Source organism: Shewanella sp. DNRA4, from assembly GCF_012843185.1.
Taxonomy (GTDB): domain Bacteria; phylum Pseudomonadota; class Gammaproteobacteria; order Enterobacterales; family Shewanellaceae; genus Shewanella; species Shewanella xiamenensis.
Genome location: NZ_JABAIP010000001.1, coordinates 359,521 through 378,434 on the forward strand (window position 1 = coordinate 359,521; position 18,914 = coordinate 378,434).

The 18,914-nt window shown below is 49.1% G+C and carries 17 protein-coding genes; 4 read left to right on the top strand and 13 right to left on the bottom strand.

Features of this window, described 5'->3' with window-relative positions; genetic code table 11:
• Window positions 1–13: 13 nt before the first annotated feature.
• Both bcp and HG547_RS01580 read right to left on the bottom strand, forming a co-directional pair.
• Window positions 14–487, bottom strand: coding sequence for a thioredoxin-dependent thiol peroxidase (gene bcp / locus HG547_RS01575; protein WP_037425696.1), 474 nt, complete (start codon window positions 485–487; stop codon window positions 14–16).
• Between the two features lie 3 nt (window positions 488–490).
• Window positions 491–1,042, bottom strand: coding sequence for an ACT domain-containing protein (locus tag HG547_RS01580; RefSeq protein ID WP_169546709.1), 552 nt, complete (start codon window positions 1,040–1,042; stop codon window positions 491–493).
• A gap of 172 nt (window positions 1,043–1,214) precedes the next feature.
• On the opposite strand from HG547_RS01580, the gene dapA reads away from it, so the two are divergent.
• From dapA to HG547_RS01600, 4 genes are all read left to right on the top strand, one after another.
• The gene (gene dapA, locus HG547_RS01585) at window positions 1,215–2,099 is read left to right on the top strand and encodes a 4-hydroxy-tetrahydrodipicolinate synthase (RefSeq protein ID WP_037417569.1); all 885 of its coding nucleotides are present in this window, start codon (window positions 1,215–1,217) and stop codon (window positions 2,097–2,099) included.
• Window positions 2,100–2,102: 3 nt separating this feature from the next.
• Entirely contained in the window at window positions 2,103–3,200 is a 1,098-nt protein-coding gene (gene bamC, locus HG547_RS01590) for an outer membrane protein assembly factor BamC (protein WP_037417567.1), read from the top strand.
• Between the two features lie 353 nt (window positions 3,201–3,553).
• Window positions 3,554–4,636, top strand: coding sequence for an efflux RND transporter periplasmic adaptor subunit (locus tag HG547_RS01595; protein WP_169546711.1), 1,083 nt, complete (start codon window positions 3,554–3,556; stop codon window positions 4,634–4,636).
• On the top strand, window positions 4,633–7,728 hold the full coding sequence (locus HG547_RS01600; protein WP_047536097.1) for an efflux RND transporter permease subunit: 3,096 nt from the start codon (window positions 4,633–4,635) through the stop codon (window positions 7,726–7,728). Before HG547_RS01595 ends, HG547_RS01600 begins: the two co-directional genes overlap by 4 nt.
• Window positions 7,729–7,796: 68 nt before the next feature.
• On the opposite strand, the gene HG547_RS01605 is transcribed toward HG547_RS01600, so the two are convergent.
• The 11 genes from HG547_RS01605 to HG547_RS01655 form a co-directional block, all read right to left on the bottom strand.
• Window positions 7,797–8,237, bottom strand: coding sequence for a GNAT family N-acetyltransferase (locus HG547_RS01605; RefSeq protein ID WP_169546713.1), 441 nt, complete (start codon window positions 8,235–8,237; stop codon window positions 7,797–7,799).
• A 101-nt stretch (window positions 8,238–8,338) separates the two neighbouring features.
• Complete coding sequence (locus HG547_RS01610) at window positions 8,339–9,094, bottom strand: sulfite exporter TauE/SafE family protein (protein ID WP_169546715.1); 756 nt, start codon at window positions 9,092–9,094, stop codon at window positions 8,339–8,341.
• 224 nt (window positions 9,095–9,318) lie between these two features.
• Entirely contained in the window at window positions 9,319–9,630 is a 312-nt protein-coding gene (locus HG547_RS01615) for a cytoplasmic protein (RefSeq protein WP_169546717.1), read from the bottom strand.
• A gap of 31 nt (window positions 9,631–9,661) precedes the next feature.
• Complete coding sequence (locus HG547_RS01620) at window positions 9,662–10,264, bottom strand: DJ-1/PfpI family protein (protein ID WP_169546719.1); 603 nt, start codon at window positions 10,262–10,264, stop codon at window positions 9,662–9,664.
• Between the two features lie 106 nt (window positions 10,265–10,370).
• Window positions 10,371–11,402, bottom strand: a complete 1,032-nt coding sequence (locus tag HG547_RS01625) for a hypothetical protein (protein ID WP_248278673.1) — start codon at window positions 11,400–11,402, stop codon at window positions 10,371–10,373.
• A gap of 405 nt (window positions 11,403–11,807) precedes the next feature.
• The gene (locus HG547_RS01630) at window positions 11,808–12,464 is read right to left on the bottom strand and encodes a 3-oxoacid CoA-transferase subunit B (protein ID WP_011623089.1); all 657 of its coding nucleotides are present in this window, start codon (window positions 12,462–12,464) and stop codon (window positions 11,808–11,810) included.
• A 110-nt stretch (window positions 12,465–12,574) separates the two neighbouring features.
• Window positions 12,575–13,279 (bottom strand): CoA transferase subunit A, encoded by a 705-nt coding sequence (locus tag HG547_RS01635; protein WP_169546723.1) that lies wholly within the window; start codon window positions 13,277–13,279, stop codon window positions 12,575–12,577.
• 68 nt (window positions 13,280–13,347) lie between these two features.
• Window positions 13,348–14,280 carry a hydroxymethylglutaryl-CoA lyase gene (locus HG547_RS01640; protein ID WP_169546725.1) on the bottom strand — a complete coding sequence of 311 codons (933 nt, stop codon included), beginning with the start codon at window positions 14,278–14,280 and terminating at the stop codon, window positions 13,348–13,350.
• Window positions 14,281–16,320 (bottom strand): acetyl/propionyl/methylcrotonyl-CoA carboxylase subunit alpha, encoded by a 2,040-nt coding sequence (locus HG547_RS01645; RefSeq protein WP_169546815.1) that lies wholly within the window; start codon window positions 16,318–16,320, stop codon window positions 14,281–14,283.
• Window positions 16,321–16,334: 14 nt separating this feature from the next.
• The gene (locus tag HG547_RS01650) at window positions 16,335–17,180 is read right to left on the bottom strand and encodes an enoyl-CoA hydratase-related protein (RefSeq protein ID WP_169546727.1); all 846 of its coding nucleotides are present in this window, start codon (window positions 17,178–17,180) and stop codon (window positions 16,335–16,337) included.
• Window positions 17,181–17,239: 59 nt separating this feature from the next.
• Window positions 17,240–18,847, bottom strand: a complete 1,608-nt coding sequence (locus HG547_RS01655) for a carboxyl transferase domain-containing protein (protein WP_169546729.1) — start codon at window positions 18,845–18,847, stop codon at window positions 17,240–17,242.
• Between the last annotated feature and the right edge of the window lie 67 nt (window positions 18,848–18,914).

The window sequence follows — 18,914 nt, forward strand, 5'->3', positions numbered from 1 at the left end:
TACCATTTAGCGGCTATTGCTGCGCTGCAATCTCTGCCAGCACCACTTGATGATGGTCGCTGGTTTTAAACTTATCGAACACATGGGCAACAGTGCCATCGGTGTTGATGAGGAAACTTAACCTATGGATTCCATCATAGACTTTACCCATAAATTTCTTTTCGCCCCACACGCCAAAGGCATCAGCAACGCTGTGGTCTTCATCGCTGAGTAGGGTAAAGTTAAGTGATTGTTTTTCAGCAAACTTGGCTAACTTAGCCACAGGATCTGGGCTAATGCCGAGGACGGTTACTTTGTGGCTGTCGAGTTCAGCTTTGCTATCACGTAAACCGCAGGCTTGTACTGTGCAGCCAGGGGTTGAAGCCTTAGGGTAAAAGTAGACTAAAACGGGGCCACGCGTTAAGCATTCTTGTAGTGAAACAGCGTTACCCTGTTGATTTTGTAAGGTAAAAAGTGGCGCTTTGGCACCAGCGGTTAAGGTATTCATCTATTATCCTCTGTCGTTTCTTGAGGTCGTGCCTTCCATGCGTCTAATGTTGCAATCCAGTGCCATCTCCTCGGAGAGTTGATAGATACTCTTTTCGAGCTTTTCTAGTTCAACTTTTTCAGGAATATTGATGGTTAATGAAATAGTTTGCGTTTGCTCGCCATTTTCAAGCTCTTCAGAGAAGGAGCGGACTGCCGCCAAGTCTAAGGAGCGGTCGGCAAGAAACTGGGTGATGGATTTCATCGTGCCGCGCTGATCTTTACCAGTAAAGCGCACTTCAAGGCGCGAAAGATAATTTTGCGGCGTGTGCTTAGAGGTACGCTTCATCACCGTCATCAGTTCTAATTCAACACTGAGACTCGGGAGCAAGCTTTCAATTTTCGTTATGGATGCCCACGAACCTGACAACATCATGATTAAGGTAAATTCGTTACCAAATAATGCCATACGGCTGTCGACGATATCGCAGTCACAGTCACTGGCAAGCCGAGCTAGTTTACTTACGAGTCCAGGACGGTCTACGCCCATTGCAGTTACGACCAGGAAATTGGTCATGAATTGTCCTCACTTTTTCGATATCATAGAGCGAAAACTCGAGACCGAGCGCCGAGTTTTTGTGCGGGATGTAATGCTACCATAACTAAATCAATTTGAGACCCCCGTTAGTGCTTGTCATTAATGGTTGGCATCAGTACCATAGCGAATCCTGAAATTTTGGGGAAGTCAGATGATAAACGGAAGCATCGTAGCCTTAATCACGCCAATGAACAGTGATGGCTCAGTAGATTTTGCAAGTCTTGAAAGGTTAGTCGAATTCCATATTGACCAAGGCACAGACGCCATCGTTGCCGTGGGTACTACCGGTGAGTCAGCGACTCTGCCAATGAATGAGCATGTTGCCGTGGTCGCTCAAACCGTTAAGTTTGTCGCAGGTCGTATCCCTGTGATTGGTGGCAATGGTGCGAATGCGACAGCAGAAGCTATCGAACTCACCAAGTCCTTATCTAAAGTCGGGGTTGACGCCATGTTAGGCGTAACACCTTACTACAATAAACCGACGCCAAAGGGCTTAGTGGCCCACTATAAAGCCGTGGCGGCCAGCACTGATATTCCCCAAATTCTCTATAACGTTCCTGGGCGCACCGCGGTTGATATGAAGCCTGAAACCGTGGCCGAGTTAGTGAGCGTGAGCAATATTATTGGTGTAAAAGAAGCTACGGGTGATGTATCACGGGTTAAACGACTACGTGAACTTTGCGGCAATGACTTTATGCTGTACAGCGGTGATGATGCGACAGCGAGAGAGTTTTTACTCCTTGGCGGTAACGGGGTGATTTCGGTTGCTAACAACATAGTGCCAAAAGCCTTTAAAGCTATGTGCGACGCCGCATTGGCGGGCAACGCCGAATTAGCCGCAAGTATCGACGAGCCACTACGTGGTTTATATAGCACACTGTTTTGCGAAGCAAATCCTATCCCAGTGAAATGGGCAGCCCATCGTATGGGGTTGATTCAGTGTGGTCATATTCGTTTACCTTTGACTGAACTTTCTGAGCAATGTCATGGTCTGTTGTTAGATGCAATGACTCGTGCCCAGATAGAGGTTAAATAATTAATGTTAAAGAAAGTCACTCCACTGTTCTTAGTTGCTGCTGTTGCAGCTTGTAGTTCGCCATTAGAGCGTCGCCAAGCCAACGGTGCTGAAGACTATGTTCAGGCTGAGCAAGCGCCAATGCTAAAAATCCCTGAGGGATTGAAAACGCCGCCTTACAATAAAGAATACGAGGTTCCGGCAATCGGCGCTAAAGCAAACCCTGCGCTTGTTGGTAAAAACCTTGATATCCGCCCACCACTGCAAGTTTTGCCAATGGCAGAAGGTACGCATGTCGAAGAGGGCAGCGATAACATTAAGATTGTGGTTGAATCGATTGATAACAGTGTCGATCTTAAGCAAGAGATTTTCGCTAACTTAGATGGATTCTTAGCGAAGCAAGCGATCCCTGTTCGTAGTCGCGACTATGATAAAGGCAACATTGAAACCGATTGGATTGAAAGCCGAGAGGTGTTGGAGTCAAGTTTATGGGGCTCAGATAAAGAATATCTGCTGCGTCAGCGTTATCGCTTCGATATCGAAACCCGTCCACACGGCCGTACCGCTAATATCGTTATTCACTTAGTAGAACACGAAGAGTTTTACGATGGTAAAGAGCAGGATGTAATGCTCAGTGGTGAGGATAAGCAGCGTTACACCATCGATATGCTTAACAGTGCCATTGCTTATATGAGCGTTAAGCGTGAGCAAACCATTCAAGCAAACCGCTTAAAGCAGACCTTAGGGATCAATGTTGATTTGGTCACGCCAGAAGAGGGTGCTGCATATTGGTCTGCTAAGGCTTCCTATAAGCAAGTGTGGGATCGTCTGCGTATAGTATTGCCAGAAATGGGCTTTGAAATTTCAGATATGGACAGTGCTAAAGGCCTGTACTTTATTAAGTTTACCGATAACTCAGGTTTCTGGAGTTCATTGTGGAACGACAATCAATTGTCCTTAAAAGAAGGTAGCTACCGTTTACTCTTACAAGACGGTGATACCCCTGATGAGACTAAGATTTTGCTTCGTGACGCTGAAGATCAGCCGTTATCGAATGACGTTGTCGCCAAGGTGTATGAATCATTGTCGAATCTGATGAAAGAAGAGCGCAAACTGCGTTAATTCCATCTCAGTCAAAAAGGGCGATTTATCGCCCTTTTTTGTGTCTGCAATTCAGCCTATTGCTCTAGGACGATACAGCATGATGTATCAGAATATTTCTAGGTAATATCAATAGTTATATTATGGTTTTAGATTAAACCGCTTAATTTGTGAGTTATTTTGAAACAATCCGCTTAAATTGCCATTTATCGTATTGCATTCTTCACCTCTGTGGTGTTTTTCGACTTGTCCGCAGCGTTATTACAAATTTTGCGCGCTCAGCGTAATTTGTAAGAAAAAGTAAAACGTATTGATGCAATGATGCGAGTGGGTAAACTAGCCGTCACTAATGCGAGTCATCATTTGGAAGCCAGATGAAAAAAATCATAATTATCATCGCTATTTTGGCAGCGGCATGGTTTGGATATCAAGCTATGCAACCTCAAGAGCAGCAGCAAGCAAAAGTTAAGCTCACCCCTAATGTGGTTATCGCCACCGCTTCTATGGCACAAGTTCGAGACGAAGTGGAAGCTATTGGCACAAATAAGGCATTTGAGTCCGTCACCATTACGCCCAAAGTCACTGATGTGGTGACCTCATTAAAGTTTGATGATGGCGATATTGTCAAAAAGGGCGATTTATTGGTGCAACTGCAAAATGCCGAGCAGATAGCCAAAGTGAAAGTGGCGCAGGTGAAAGTGAGTGACAATCAGCGTGAATTGGCGCGGATTAGTTCGCTTGTCACCAGTCGAACAGTGGCAGAATTAGAGCGTGACCGCCTGCAAACCTTAATCGATACGGCCCGCGCCGAGTTAGAGCAGGCACAATCTTCCCTCAATGATCGCAGTATTATCGCCCCCTTTAATGGCCGTTTAGGCCTGCGCCAAGTGAGCGTGGGTAGTTTAGTGACACCGGGTACTGAGATCACCACGCTCGATGATATCTCTAAGATTAAATTAGATTTCTCAGTGCCAGAGCGTTTTATTCAAGACTTGCAGCCCGGCAAGCTTGTTGAAGCAAAAGCCGTGGCTTTCCCTGATGAAATCTTTAAAGGCAAAGTGATTTCCATCGATAGCCGTGTTAACCCAACCACCCGTGCCGTGATTGTACGCGCCGAAATCCCAAATCCAGATTTACGCTTACTGCCTGGGATGCTGATGAAGGTCAAACTCATCAAACGCAGCCGCGAGGCGCTAATGTTGCCTGAGTCGGCGATTATCCCAATTCAGAAAGAACACTTTGTTTACAGTGTGAATAAAGACAATGTCATCGAGCGTAAGCAAGTCACCATTGGAGTTCGTACCCGTGGCTGGGTAGAAATTACCAATGGCTTAGCGATTGGTGAAAATGTGGTGATCCGCGGCCTGCTTAAGGTGCATCCTGGTGATGTGGTAAAGACCCAACTGGCTGAAAAATTTAGCTATCTTTCCGATGCTAATACGGAGCCAAGCGTATGATCCTGACCGATCTTTCCGTTAAACGGCCGGTATTTGCCTCGGTCATTAGCCTATTGCTGGTGGCCTTTGGTTTAGTCGCATTTGATAAATTACCGCTGCGGGAATATCCCAATATCGACCCGCCGATTGTCTCGATTGAAACTAACTATCGCGGTGCCAGTGCTGCGGTAGTTGAGAGTCGCATTACTCAGCTGATAGAAGACAGGATCAGCGGCGTCGAAGGCATTCGCCATGTGAGTTCATCGAGCAGCGATGGTCGCTCACAGGTGACCTTAGAGTTTGATATTAGTCGTAATATTGAGGATGCGGCCAATGATGTACGCGATAGAATTTCGGGTCTATTAGATAACTTGCCCGAAGAAGCCGATCCCCCAGAGGTACAAAAAGCTAACGGTGGCGATGAAGTGATTATGTGGCTCAACTTAGTGTCGGATCAAATGACCACATTAGAGCTAACCGATTATACCCGTCGCTATTTATCCGACCGTCTGTCGGTGGTTGACGGGGTGTCGATGATCCGTATTGGTGGTGGCAAGGTTTATGCCATGCGCATCTGGCTTGACAGACAAGCCCTTGCATCCAGAAGCCTCACGGTGGCCGATGTCGAAGCTGCACTTAGGGCTGAAAACGTCGAGTTACCCGCAGGTTCGCTTGAGTCCAAGGAGCGCCACTTTACCGTGCGTTTAGAGCGAAGTTATCGCAGCGCTGAGGACTTTGCCAATCTGGTGATTGCTCAAGGAGAAGATGGTTATTTAGTCAAGCTTGGTGACGTAGCTAAGGTGGACATTGGCTCCGAAGAAGAGCGTATTATGTTCCGCGGCAACAAGGAGGCCATGATTGGCCTTGGGGTGTCGAAACAGTCGACCGCCAACACCTTAGAAGTGGCCCGTGCCGTTAATGCCTTAGTCGATAAAATCAATCCTACCTTGCCCGCAGGAATGTCGATTAAGCGTAGCTACGATAGCTCAGTGTTTATCGAAGCCTCGATCAAAGAGGTGTATCAAACGCTGTTTACCGCAATGATCTTAGTGATTATTGTGATTTATCTATTCCTTGGCAGCGTGCGTGCCATGTTAATCCCTGCGATTACGGTGCCTGTTTCTTTGCTCGGCACGTTTATCGTGCTCTATGCCTTGGGATATACAATCAACCTGTTGACGCTGCTAGCGATGATCCTCGCCATCGGTATGGTGGTGGACGATGCGATTGTGATGTTGGAAAACATTCACCGCCGTATCGAAGAAGGGGATTCCCCCTTAAAAGCCGCGTTTTTGGGGGCCCGTGAAGTCGCCTTTGCGGTCATTGCCACCACCTTAGTGCTAGTGGCGGTATTTATGCCGATCACGTTCCTCGAAGGAGACTTAGGCAAGCTCTTTAAGGAGTTTGCGGTGGCCATGAGTGCGGCGGTGATTTTCTCCAGTATCGTGGCGTTAACCCTAAGCCCGATGATGTGCTCTAAGCTGCTTAAACCTGCGTCGCAGGACTCATGGCTAGTGCGTAAGGTTGATAGCATTATGACGGGCATTTCCCGTCGCTATCAAAGCTCGCTAGAGAGCGCGATGGCAAAACCAGTGCTGATGTCAGTTATCGTGTTGATTGCGCTCGGTAGTAGTGTGTTTCTTGCCCAAAAAGTACCGCAGGAATTTGCACCGCAGGAGGATCGAGGCTCATTATTTTTAATGATTAACGGGCCTCAGGGGGCGAGTTACGAGTATATCGAATCCTATATGACTGAGGTGGAAAGCCGCCTAATGCCATTGGTGGATTCGGGGGATATCAAGCGTTTGCTCATTCGTGCGCCCCGTGGCTTTGGCCGCGCGGCAGACTTCTCTAACGGTATGGCGATTATTGTGCTCGAGGATTGGGGTCAACGTCGTCCGATGAAAGAAGTGATTGGCGATATTAACAAGCGCCTCGCTGATTTAGCCGGTGTGCAGGCTTTCCCTGTGATGCGCCAAGCCTTTGGCCGTGGCGTGGGCAAACCAGTGCAATTTGTTATTGGTGGTCCAAGCTATGAGGAACTCGCTGCTTGGCGGGATATTATGATGGAAAAGGTGGCGGAAAATCCTAAACTGCTTGGCCTTGACCACGATTATAAAGAGACCAAACCGCAGCTTAGAGTGGTGATCGACAGAGACAGGGCGGCAAGCCTAGGGGTGTCAATTTCTAATATCGGTCGTACCTTAGAATCTATGTTAGGTTCGCGCCTTGTCACCACCTTTATGCGTGATGGCGAAGAGTATGATGTGATTGTGGAAGGGGAGCGCAGTAACCAAAATACCGCGGCCGATCTACAGAATATCTATGTTCGCTCCGAACGGACGAAGGAGCTGATCCCATTATCCAACTTAGTCACGGTCGAAGAGTTTGCCGATGCTAGCTCCCTTAACCGCTACAACCGTATGCGGGCGATTACCATTGAGGCCAGCTTGGCGGATGGTTATAGCCTAGGCGAAGCGCTGGATTACCTCAATCAAGTGGCGCGAGCTTACTTGCCTGCGGAGGCTGTCATCAGCTACAAGGGACAATCGCTGGATTATCAAGAGTCTGGCAGCTCAATGTACTTTGTGTTCTTGCTGGCGCTTGGGATTGTGTTCCTGGTATTAGCGGCGCAGTTTGAAAGCTATATTCACCCTATGGTGATTATGCTGACGGTACCGCTTGCCACGGTTGGCGCCTTGATAGGGCTGTGGTTTACGGGGCAGAGCCTTAATATCTACAGTCAGATTGGGATTATTATGCTGGTCGGTTTGGCAGCGAAAAACGGTATTCTGATCGTCGAATTTGCCAACCAGTTGCGGGATAAGGGCGTCGATTTTGACCGCGCCATTATCCAAGCCTCATGCCAGCGTTTACGGCCTATCCTGATGACGGGGATTACCACTGCTGCGGGCGCCGTTCCTCTGGTTTTGGCAACGGGCGCAGGTGCTGAAACCCGCTTTGTGATTGGCGTAGTGGTGCTTGCGGGCATTATGCTGGCGACGCTGTTTACCATTTATGTGATCCCAACTGCCTACGGTCTTTTTGCCCGTAATAGCGGCTCGCCAGAAGCGATTGCCCAGCAATTAGAAAAGGAGTTAGCGCAGGATTAATCCCTCGCTAACGCTTAGCCAAAATAGGCGCTTAAGTACACTTAAGCGCCTATTTTATTTGGGTAAACTTACTTTGGGTTAACTTCAAGAGCTTGAATATAGCGAAAGGAGGTTTTCTCAAAGCCAATGGACTCATAGTAGGCTTGGGTCTGCTCGCGGCGCATAGAGGTAGTGACCTCAAGCTGGCGACAACCTCGTTCACTTGCCCTCGATTTTGCAAAATCAATTAGTTGCGTCCCCACGCCTAAACCTCTACTGGCCTCAGTCACCACTAAAGCAGTAATGCGGCAGATTTGCTGCTGCGAGGGAAAATAATCAAAAAAGATCAAACTTATCAGCCCAACCACGACTCCCTCAGACTCGGCGAGATAGATTTCATCCGATCTTTTAGGATCATCGAGATACTGATGTAACTGCGCCTCGGTGGCACTATAACCCAGCTGCAACAGTAAGGCCGTCATGGCGTTATGGTCGGCTATCTGTGCTTGTCTAATTGAAATGGCGCCCATCACGCTTCCTTGTTTTATCCAGTATCTAGATTTCTATTAAGCAGGTAGTCTGCCAATACATGACTCTTGATGTTTGCATATTTTAGGCTAACGCAAAGGGGTTAACGCATAAAAAATCCCACACTCATGGCGAAACCGACAAGCACAATAAAACCCCGCAGCAGGGATTGGGGAATGCGATAAGCCAGCGCGGCGCCAAGATAGCCGCCAATAATCGCCATAATGGCAAGCAGTAACAGATATTGTCCATCAATCAGATTACCTAGGGCGTATATAACCACGGCAATGGTGGTGAGTAGGGCGGAGAGTAAATTTTTAAGCCCGTTCATCCCATGTAATTGGGTTTGGCCGAGTAGCCCAAAGGTGGCGAGTAAAATAATCCCTAATCCCCCATTAAAATAGCCGCCGTAAATACAAACGATGAAGAGAATCATCATTGCAGTCAGTGGCTTGACGGTATTCACACTGGGGATGCTAGCATGGGCTAAACGTTTTTTCAGTAACCAAGGTCCAGCGATAAAGGCTAGGGTTGCCAGCAAAATCAACCAAGGGACAAGATAAGCAAACACTTGCTCGCTGGTGCTTAGCAGTATTGCCGCGCCTAGGCATCCGCCAGCTATCGCAATCAGACACAGGGTTTTTAAGCTAAGATTTGCAGGATATTCAATTTCTTTTCGAAAACGCCAGGCACTGGCAAGGTAGCCGGGGAGCAGAGCGGCAGTGCCCGTAGCGTTGGCCATCAGTGGCGGCATGCCCACAAACACAAGGGCAAATAAGGTGATAAAGCTGCCACCGCCCGCCACCGCATTTAACATGCCGCCGAGTAAGCCTGCGAGGGCGATCAGTAACCAATCCATAGTGAATGCTCCGCTGCCATTGTTGTGCTGAACTAGAACGTCAATTGCTTATAAAAACATCACCTTAACAGTAAGTCACTCAGATGAAAATCCATCAATATTGTAAGTCGCGGCAGATTAATGGCTTTGTTATGGGCGTGCCGAATCGGGTTTAGGTATAAAGCCTTGGCATTAAGGGCTCAGCCTAACTCATCAAAAGTGATTAACACTTTGCAGATATGCCTTTATTCAGCGTGAAACAGCCCTGACTCAAAAATCACCGTAGCGATGGCTAAATGTTGATCGCTAAATACTTCTTCTCCCCAGCAATGTTGCCCACGCTCTTGATAGTACACATGGTAGCTGGCATTCGATGGCGTAGCGATGCAGTACCAACCATCAAACGTCTGCTTGCTAAAGTTGACCCAATACTGCGCATCCACTTGTTTTATCTGCTGAAGTAGCGCTTCATCTTGCGCCAATAGCGCCGCTAGTTCGGCTACGCTGGTGAGCTTGTGTTCGGTTTTTAACTGATTGAGTAGTGCTTTGAGTGTCATTATTGAAGGCCTTTTATCCTGAGGAGCTGTGTTAGCGAATGGCTGAGGCAATCGAGGATTCGATTAAAGCTTCAAACACATCGGCTTGGCCTGCGGGGATCAGTTGCCGATGAATTTCGCGGCGTTTCGCACTGTCAAATAAACGCTCCGCAACCCAACCCGTTAAATAGAGTGAGGACAGACAACCTCCCGCGGTGGCAATATTGCCATTGATCACCAGAGCAGAGTCTTCCACCTCCACACCCATGGCTACCAATGCGGGTTTTGCATCGGGGTGCGTCGTTGCCGAGATATTGTCGAGTAAGCCTAACTTGGCAAAGAAGAATGAGCCCGCACAAATACTGCCAAGTAATTGCCGTGCGGGATCTAATTTAAGGGCCGACATAAACTCAGGATCCGCAAGTGCGGCAGGTACGCCTTTGTAACCACTGCTGAATAATACTACGTCAGCCTCGGCGACTTGCGCGACATGACCATGGGTTTCTACCGTCATCCCCAAACTCGACCTGTGGCTAGGTTTGGTGCCTAGCACTTTGACTGTCCAATCGGTTGTTGTGCGGCCGAGAATATCGCGCATTAAAAAGAAATCGATATCGGTAAATTCATCAAATATCACAATCGCAATCTGGTACATCCTTTGTCCTCTCGTTTGCATTGGGATGACTTAAGGCTTGAATAGGCTCAGCCTTAAGTCAGGGTTATCAATATGGGGTTATTGGAATGAATGGTTAATCAATATGTTAACTAGCACTCAACGATGGGAGCCGCTTGGCAAAAATAGCATGGGCATTAAAATCTTGGCTTTGCATTCTGGTTAATGTCTGGGTTAACACTTCATCGGCCGCATCTTCAATCTGCAGGATCTTCTCTGCTGCGACATAGTCGCTAAAGGCTGTGGAGACTTGCTCAAACAACGCTGTTATATCGCCAAATGCGGGATGACTGAATTGCGGGTTAGGCAACCCCTTAAGGGAACGCAGTTTTAGAAGCATTAACGCAGTCAATGGTAAATATGCGTGTGGCCCACTATCAAACTCAAAAAAGCACTTTTTATCGCCGATAACTGCTTGCTCTACCTGATGGTCACACAGGGTTTGCAACATAGTGCTGATGAATTCGATATCCTGTGTGTCCCAGTTATCTAAAAAGGGCGCATAGGGGAAAGGAGCCGTTTTTCGCAATGTCACTTGCACTTCACTAGTAAAAGGCGGCTCAATAACACCCAAATATCGCCCATATAACAACACCAAAAAATCACCGATAAACCCGTGGGAACGAATTATCCAGCCAGCGCGCCAGGCGGTGGCGTTCGCATTATACAACTCATCCACTTCAGCTTTTAGTCCTGCTAACAACATAATCACAAGCTGAAATGCTCGTTCTGTTGCCCACATGGCATTAGCAATCTCACCTTTTGTTTCAATCTCGCGGTAAAAACGATAGTAGTCAATCGCAGTATCAAAATAACCATATGCTAGTGAGCACATCAATGGCTTAGCTTCAAGTATACCGGATTCGATATAGGTAAGCTGGGCCAGATAACCCCAATGGCGTTTGGGTACACCAAACTCAGCCCGAAATAATTGCCATTGACGAAAATCCTTATCGAATTCACGGTATTGCTTTACTCTTTCAAAACTATCAGCCTTCCCGCTATTGATATAATCGGTTAGTAGATGTTGATTGCGGGGAAATACATCTTGAGCATAATCGCGCATATGTTTACGACTGCGACTGCGCTTATTGAGGAATTTAGTTAACAACTTGAGCATCCTTACTATTTAGGCTGCGGCAAGTTTACCGCAATTGCATACAGGGTGGCTAACTGTGAAGTAAAACGACTATACAAGTCACCCATGCACACGATGTGTAAAGCAGGGTTGAATACGCAGAACATTGTAGCAAACAGCGCTGATGCGTTGGCGACCATCGAAAAAAGGGACTTTTTCGTTGAGCCCCCAAGGATGGGTTTACGGCGTGTCGCCAGAGCATAGGTGCTGTTGCACTCGACAGGTTCAATGGGTTAAGCAGAGCAATAAAAAGCCCAGAATCATCTTCTGGGCTTTTTAAAACTAAAAAAAATCGGTTAACACTCAACACTTTTTAGGCTAAAGCTTCAATTTAACGTAAGTTTCAAGCCTTATCGGTATAGGTTATTTGCACACGTTGTAGAACGCTTAAAACACCATCTCTGGTACATGGTCTGGCACGATTAATTTGCCAGCGGTTTTGCTAACAATTTCTTCAACGCTGACACCGGGGGCGCGCTCTAACAGATGGAAGGCGCCGTCTTTAATCTCGATAAAGGCTAAATCGGTAACAACACGTTTGATGCAGCCGTAACCTGTGAGGGGCAATTCGCATACGGGTAACAGCTTAGAGTTACCGTACTTATCGGCGTGCATCATAGTCACGATAATATTTTCCGCACCCGCCACTAAATCCATTGCGCCGCCCATGCCTTTGATAAGTTTGCCTGGGATCATCCATGAAGCGATAGAACCATTCACATCGACCTCAAAGGCGCCGAGTACGGTTAAGTCCACATGGCCGCCACGGATCATCGCGAAGCTTTCAGCGGAGGAGAAAAACGAGGCGCCTTTTACCGCGGTGACGGTTTGTTTACCGGCGTTAATTAAATCCGGATCGATAGTTTCTTCCGTCGGAAATTCACCCATGCCGAGCAGACCGTTTTCCGATTGCAGCATCACTTCCATGCCAGCGGGAATGTAATTGGCCACGAGCGTGGGAATGCCAATACCGAGGTTGACGTAGTAGCCGTCTTGTAATTCTTTGGCAACGCGCTGTGCCAGTTGTTCTCTTGATAATGCCATGATCTTTATCCTTCCTTTACCTAGAGTCGCTATTAGCCTCAATTTTTTGTGCTTTTACTTTGAGTCAAGACTCTGTCGCTTTAGCTTGCGTTGTTAATCGTTCGCGCTTCTTATTTCGCCGCTTTTACCGTGCGCTGCTCGATACGTTTCTCGAACTTGCCTTGGATGACGCGATCAACATAAATGCCGGGAGTATGGATATGATCAGGATCGAGCTCGCCCGGCTCTACAATAAACTCGGCTTCCACTACCGTGATTTTGCCCGCCGTCGCCATCATAGGGTTAAAGTTAGCAGCGGTTTTGCGGAACACTAAGTTACCCATAGTATCTGCCTTCCAAGCGCGAACGAGGGCAAAATCGGCGTTCAGAGATTCTTCTAACACATAGTGACGGCCTTTGATCTCGCGGGTTTCTTTGCCTTCCGCCACGGGGGTGCCGTAGCCTGTGGCGGTGAAAAATGCCGGAATGCCTGCACCGCCGGCGCGGATTTTTTCCGCCAGCGTGCCCTGTGGCGTTAAAATCACATTCAGTTCGCCCGAGAGCATTTGCTGCTCGAAGGTGGCGTTCTCACCCACGTAGGAGGCGATCATGGTCGAAATCTGGCGATGTTTTAACAATAAGCCCAGACCGAAATCATCCACACCGGCATTATTCGAAATGGCGGTTAAGCCTTTAACGCCCATCTTAACCATTTGATTGATTAAGCCTTCAGGAATACCGCACAGGCCAAAACCGCCAACCATAATGGTCATATCATCGGATAAACCTGTTAACGCTTCTTCATAGCTGCTGACGACTTTATTGAGTCCTGCCATTTTGATGTCCTTTTACTGTTATTCAGTCCCCAAGGCGCTAGGTATGTTTAGCGCCTCGACGCATGAGTCTAGGCTTTAGCGCCCTGCAAGATTGCATTGGCGACTTTAGAGCCATTAAGACGATTTAATTGTTTGCTGATCCCAAAACCCGCTAATGCCAGTTTTTCTAAATCGATACCCGTCTTCAAACCGAGCCCGTGGAGCATATAGACCAAGTCTTCACTCGCCAGATTGCCCGACGCGCCTTTCGCATACGGGCAACCACCTAGGCCTGCCACTGAGGCGTCAAAGCTGCGCACACCTAAGTCAAGGCAGGCAGTAATATTGGCTAATGCTTGACCATAGGTGTCGTGGAAGTGTAGGGCGAGTTTTTCTACCGGCACTCGCTCCATCACGGCTTGCAGCATTTTACGGGCTTTTAACGGCGTGCCTACACCGATAGTGTCGCCGAGCGAAATTTCGTAACAGCCCATTTTGTAAAGGATTTCAGACACTCTTGCCACTTCGCTCGCCGCGATTTCCCCTTCATAGGGGCAACCTAAAACGCAGGACACATAGCCACGCACAGGGATGTTGGCGGCTTTTGCCATGTCCATCAACGGGATAAAGCGTTCAATCGACTCTTCAATCGAACAGTTGATATTGCGTTGGCTAAAGCTTTGTGACGCCGCACCAAAGATAGCGACTTCGGAAGCTTTTGCATCCAGCGCCAGCTCTAAGCCTTTGACATTGGGGGTGAGGGCGCTGTAAACCACGCCCGCTTGACGGCGAATTTGGCGCAATACTTCGCCACTATCGGCCATTTGTGGCACCCATTTGGGTGACACAAAACTGCCAGCTTCAATTCGCTTCACGCCCGCATCGGCGAGGAATTCAATCAAGGCGACTTTGGCCTGTGTCGGGACAGCGGCTTCATTCTGCAAGCCATCACGTGGCCCCATCTCGAACAGGCTAACCCTATCCGAGCTGGCGCTTAAGTTCGTAAGATCCAGCGCAGACATTTAGGCTTCCTCGCTCTGGGCTTTTGGCTCAACATGGAGCAGCACAGCGCCATCGCTCACTAACTCGCCCGCCTTAAAGTAGAACTCGGTAACGATACCGTCGAAGGGCGCTTCGATGGTGTATTCCATCTTCATCGCTTCCATCACCAGAAGCCCTTGTCCCGCCTTCACCTCAGCACCGACTTCCACTAAGTGGGTCACGACTGTGCCGTTCATCGGGGCCTTGAGCTTATCTTCATTGCTGGATTCTGCCTCAACCACTTGGGTTTTAACCGCCCTGAAGTGATAACTGCCTGAGGGTAAAAACAGTGTAAAATCATCGCCCTGAGCGCTGACTGGTACTTTACTCTTATGGCCGTTGATTTCGGCTAACAGTAAATCCTGCTTAAGCTCACCACTAAGGGACTTGCTGACATGACCTTCTTCCGTTGGCAGAGATAGCTGATAGTGATCACCAAAGTCTAATAGCACCAATTGTTGTAACTCGTGGGCATCGTCGAGCAGGGCAATAGAATGTTGGCTGACACTGTTGAGTCTAAAGCCACTGACTTGGCCCCAAGGCGAGTAAGGATCGGCGCTATTAATCGCCTGTGCCTTGGCGGCCTCTTTACGGGCAAGCACTTGATACAGCGCGGCAAAGGCAAGTGCAGTGTCGGCTTCGCTCGAAGCACTGCCAATCAGCGCATCGCCGTAACGGTTGATAAAGTCGGTGCTAAAATCTGCCTTGGCAAAGGCGGGATGCTCGGCAATATTGGCTAAAAATTCAATATTGTGCTTAAGTCCGCTGATTTGGTAGGACTCGAGGGCATGCACTAGGCGTTGCAGCGCACGTGGACGCGACTCATCCCACACAATCAGTTTGGCGATCATCGGATCATAAAAGTTACTGATCACATCGTTTTCACGGATGCCGGAATCGATACGCACGTATTTGCTTTGCTCGGGCTCGCGCAGGAAGTTGAGCTTACCGCTGGCGGGTAAGAACTCATTTTGCGGATCTTCGGCGTAAATACGTACCTCAAAGGCGTGCCCATGGATACGCACTTCGTCCTGTTTGAGCGGTAACGGCTGACCACTGGCGACCATTAACTGCCATTTGACTAAGTCTTGGCCCGTCACCATTTCGGTGACTGGATGCTCTACCTGCAGACGGGTATTCATCTCCATAAAGTAGAAGCGATTGTCGGTATCTAACAGGAATTCAACGGTTCCCGCACCGACATAATCGATAGCTTTAGCGGCGGCCACGGCAGCTTCACCCATTTGGGCGCGCAGCTCATCACTTAAACCCGGGGCTGGGGCTTCTTCGACCACTTTTTGGTGGCGGCGCTGAATCGAGCAGTCGCGATCCGATAGGTAAATCGCATTGCCAAAGGTATCGGCAAATACTTGCACTTCGACATGGCGAGGCTGGCGCAAGTAACGCTCCAGCAATAATTTATCGTTACCGAAGGAGGAGGCTGCTTCACGGCGCGCCGAGTTGATGGCGTCCATAATTTCGCCTTCATGCTCAACGATACGCATGCCTTTGCCACCGCCACCGTAGGCGGCTTTAATCAGCATGGGGAAGCCGATTTTTAAGGCTTCGGCCTTGAGGGTGGCATCGGTTTGATCGTCGCCATGGTAACCGGGCACTAAAGGTACTTGCGCCGCTGTCATAATGGCTTTGGCCGCACTCTTGCTGCCCATGGCATCGATAGCATTGCTGCCAGGGCCAACAAATACGATTCCTGCCGCCTCACACTTGCGGGCAAAGTCGGCGTTTTCCGATAAGAAGCCATAGCCTGGGTGAATGGCTTGCGCCTGAGCTTTTTTGGCGATTTCAATAATCAAGTCGCCCTTCAGGTAAGAATCCGCTGGGGCGCTGCCACCTAAGTAAAACGATTCGTCGGCCATAGCAACATGGCGGGCGTTTTTATCGGCATCGGAATATAAGGCTACGGTGCGAACGCCCATGGCCTGCGCGGTTTTGATAATGCGGCAGGCAATTTCACCACGGTTAGCAATTAAAAGCTTAGTGAACATGCTGTTAGTCAACATCTGCTTGGTCAACATTAAAGTGCTCCTTGGGTATCTGTTGGCGTGTGCCAGTTCGGCTGACGTTTTTCAAAAAAGGCGTTTAAACCTTCTTGGCCTTCATCAGATACCCGAATGCGGGCGATGCGCTCGCTGGTGTAATCAATCGTATCTTGGTCTATCACGCCATCTTCGAGGCGGGCGAGTAGGGTCTTCACCCATGCCATTCCCTGCGGACTGTTGGCGAGCAGCGCGGTGATAATGGGCTGCGCAGCGGCCGCTAAATCGTCGTTTATCTCATGGATAACATTGAGTTTGAGCGCCGTTTGCGCATCAAAACGCTCCGCGGTCAGCATATAGCGGCGTGAGGCGCGATTGCCCATGGCGCGGGCAACGTAGGGGCTAATCACCGCAGGGATCAGCCCGAGTTTGACTTCGCTTAAGCAGAAGCTGGCACGCTGGGTGGCGATGGCAATATCACTAGCGCAAATTAACCCAAGCGCGCCGCCAAAGGCTGCCCCTTGGACTAAGGCGATAGTGGGTTTTGGAAAGGTATCTAAGTCCTGCATCAGCTTAGCCAGCGCCTTGGCGTCATTCAGATTTTGATCAAAATCCATCTTGGCTTGTTTGCGCATCCAGTTTAAGTCGGCGCCTGCGCTGAAGTTTTTGCCATTGGCTTTTAATACCAAGAGTTTGCAGTCTTTGTGCTCGGCAAAATAACCGAGGACGGCGATCATTTCGCTGATCATCACCTCATCGAAGGCGTTGTGCACTTCTGCTCGGTTAAGAATTAACTCGCCCACGCCGTTATTGAGCGCATAGCTGACGTGCTGCAAATGAGCTAAGGATTGAGTGCTAGTGTTCTGGTGTTGTGTGTCAGTCATTATTATTCCCGTCATATTTATCCCCTCTATGAGTGATACGTAAGGCATCGCAAGATGCGTTACATACGGAAGACGCCGAAGCGGGTGTCTTCGATAGGGGCATTTAATGCGGCTGACAGGGCAAGGCCCACCACATCACGGGTTTGCGCCGGGTCGATAATGCCGTCATCCCACAGGCGGGCGCTGGCATGGTAGGGATGACCCTCTTTATCGTATTGGGCAATAATCGGTGCTTTAAAGGCTTTTTCATCCTCAGCAGACCATTCTTCACCTTTACGGGCTAAACCGTCGCGGCGTACTGTCGCTAATACGCCAGCGGCTTGCTCGCCACCCATCACAGAGATGCGCGCATTGGGCCACATCCACATCATGGTTGGTTCGAAGGCGCGGCCGCACATACCATAGTTACCCGCGCCGTAGCTGCCACCGATAATCACAGTGAATTTAGGTACATTGGCGCAGGAGACTGCGGTCACCATTTTGGCGCCGTGCTTTGCGATACCTTCGTGTTCGTACTTTTTACCCACCATAAAGCCGGTGATGTTTTGCAGGAACAGTAGCGGGATCTTGCGCTGGCAGCACAGTTCGATAAAGTGCGCGCCTTTTTGCGCCGATTCTGAGAATAAAATGCCGTTGTTGGCCACAATTCCCACGGGATAGCCGTGAATGCGGGCAAAACCACAGACCAAAGTCGCACCATAGTTAGCTTTAAACTCATCGAAGTCGGAGTCGTCGACAATGCGGGCGATCACTTCTTTGACATCAAAGGGCTTTTTCAAGTCGGTGCCGACAATGCCGTAGAGTTCGTTGATATCAAACTTCGGTGGCTTAACTGGGCTCAGTAAACTATTAATTAGTTTTTGATGATTTAGACGCAGCACTGCGCGGCGGGCAAGCTCTAAGGCATGCTCATCGTTTTGGGCTAGGTGATCCGCTACACCTGAAATTTTAGTGTGTACGTCGGCGCCGCCAAGTTCTTCGGCGCTGACTTCTTCACCTGTCGCTGCTTTCACTAACGGCGGACCCGCTAAGAAGATAGTGCCTTGTTCTTTAACGATAATCGATTCATCGGCCATCGCTGGCACATAGGCGCCGCCCGCGGTACACAGACCCATCACCACCGCAATTTGCGGAATACCCTTGGCAGACATTTGCGCTTGGTTGTAGAAAATCCGGCCGAAATGATCGCGGTCTGGGAACACTTCATCCTGACGGGGCAAGTTGGCACCGCCCGAGTCGACTAAATAGATACAGGGCAGATGGCAGCGGCTGGCAATCTCTTGCGCCCTTAAGTGTTTTTTGACCGTAATAGGATAGTAAGTGCCGCCTTTGACCGTGGCATCGTTGGCGATAATCATGCATTCTACGCCGCTCACGCGGCCGATACCTGCAATTATGCCTGCGGCGGGCACTTCTTCGTCATAGACTTCAAATGCCGCAAATTGCGACAATTCTAAAAAGGGCGAACCTGCGTCGAGGAGTTTCTCAACCCGTTGACGGGGAAGGAGTTTACCGCGGGCCAAATGGCGCTCTAGGGCAACAGGGCCGCCACCGAGTTCGATTTTGGCGAGTTTGGTTTTAAGATCGGCCACTAGGGCGGCCATATCGTCGGATTTGGCTTTAAATTCATCGCTACGGGCGTTGATACGACTGCTTAATTGCGTCACGTTGATTGTCCTTATAAAGCGGTAACTCAGTATCAGTTGGCTCGGTGAGGCGAGGGGGCATGAAGGG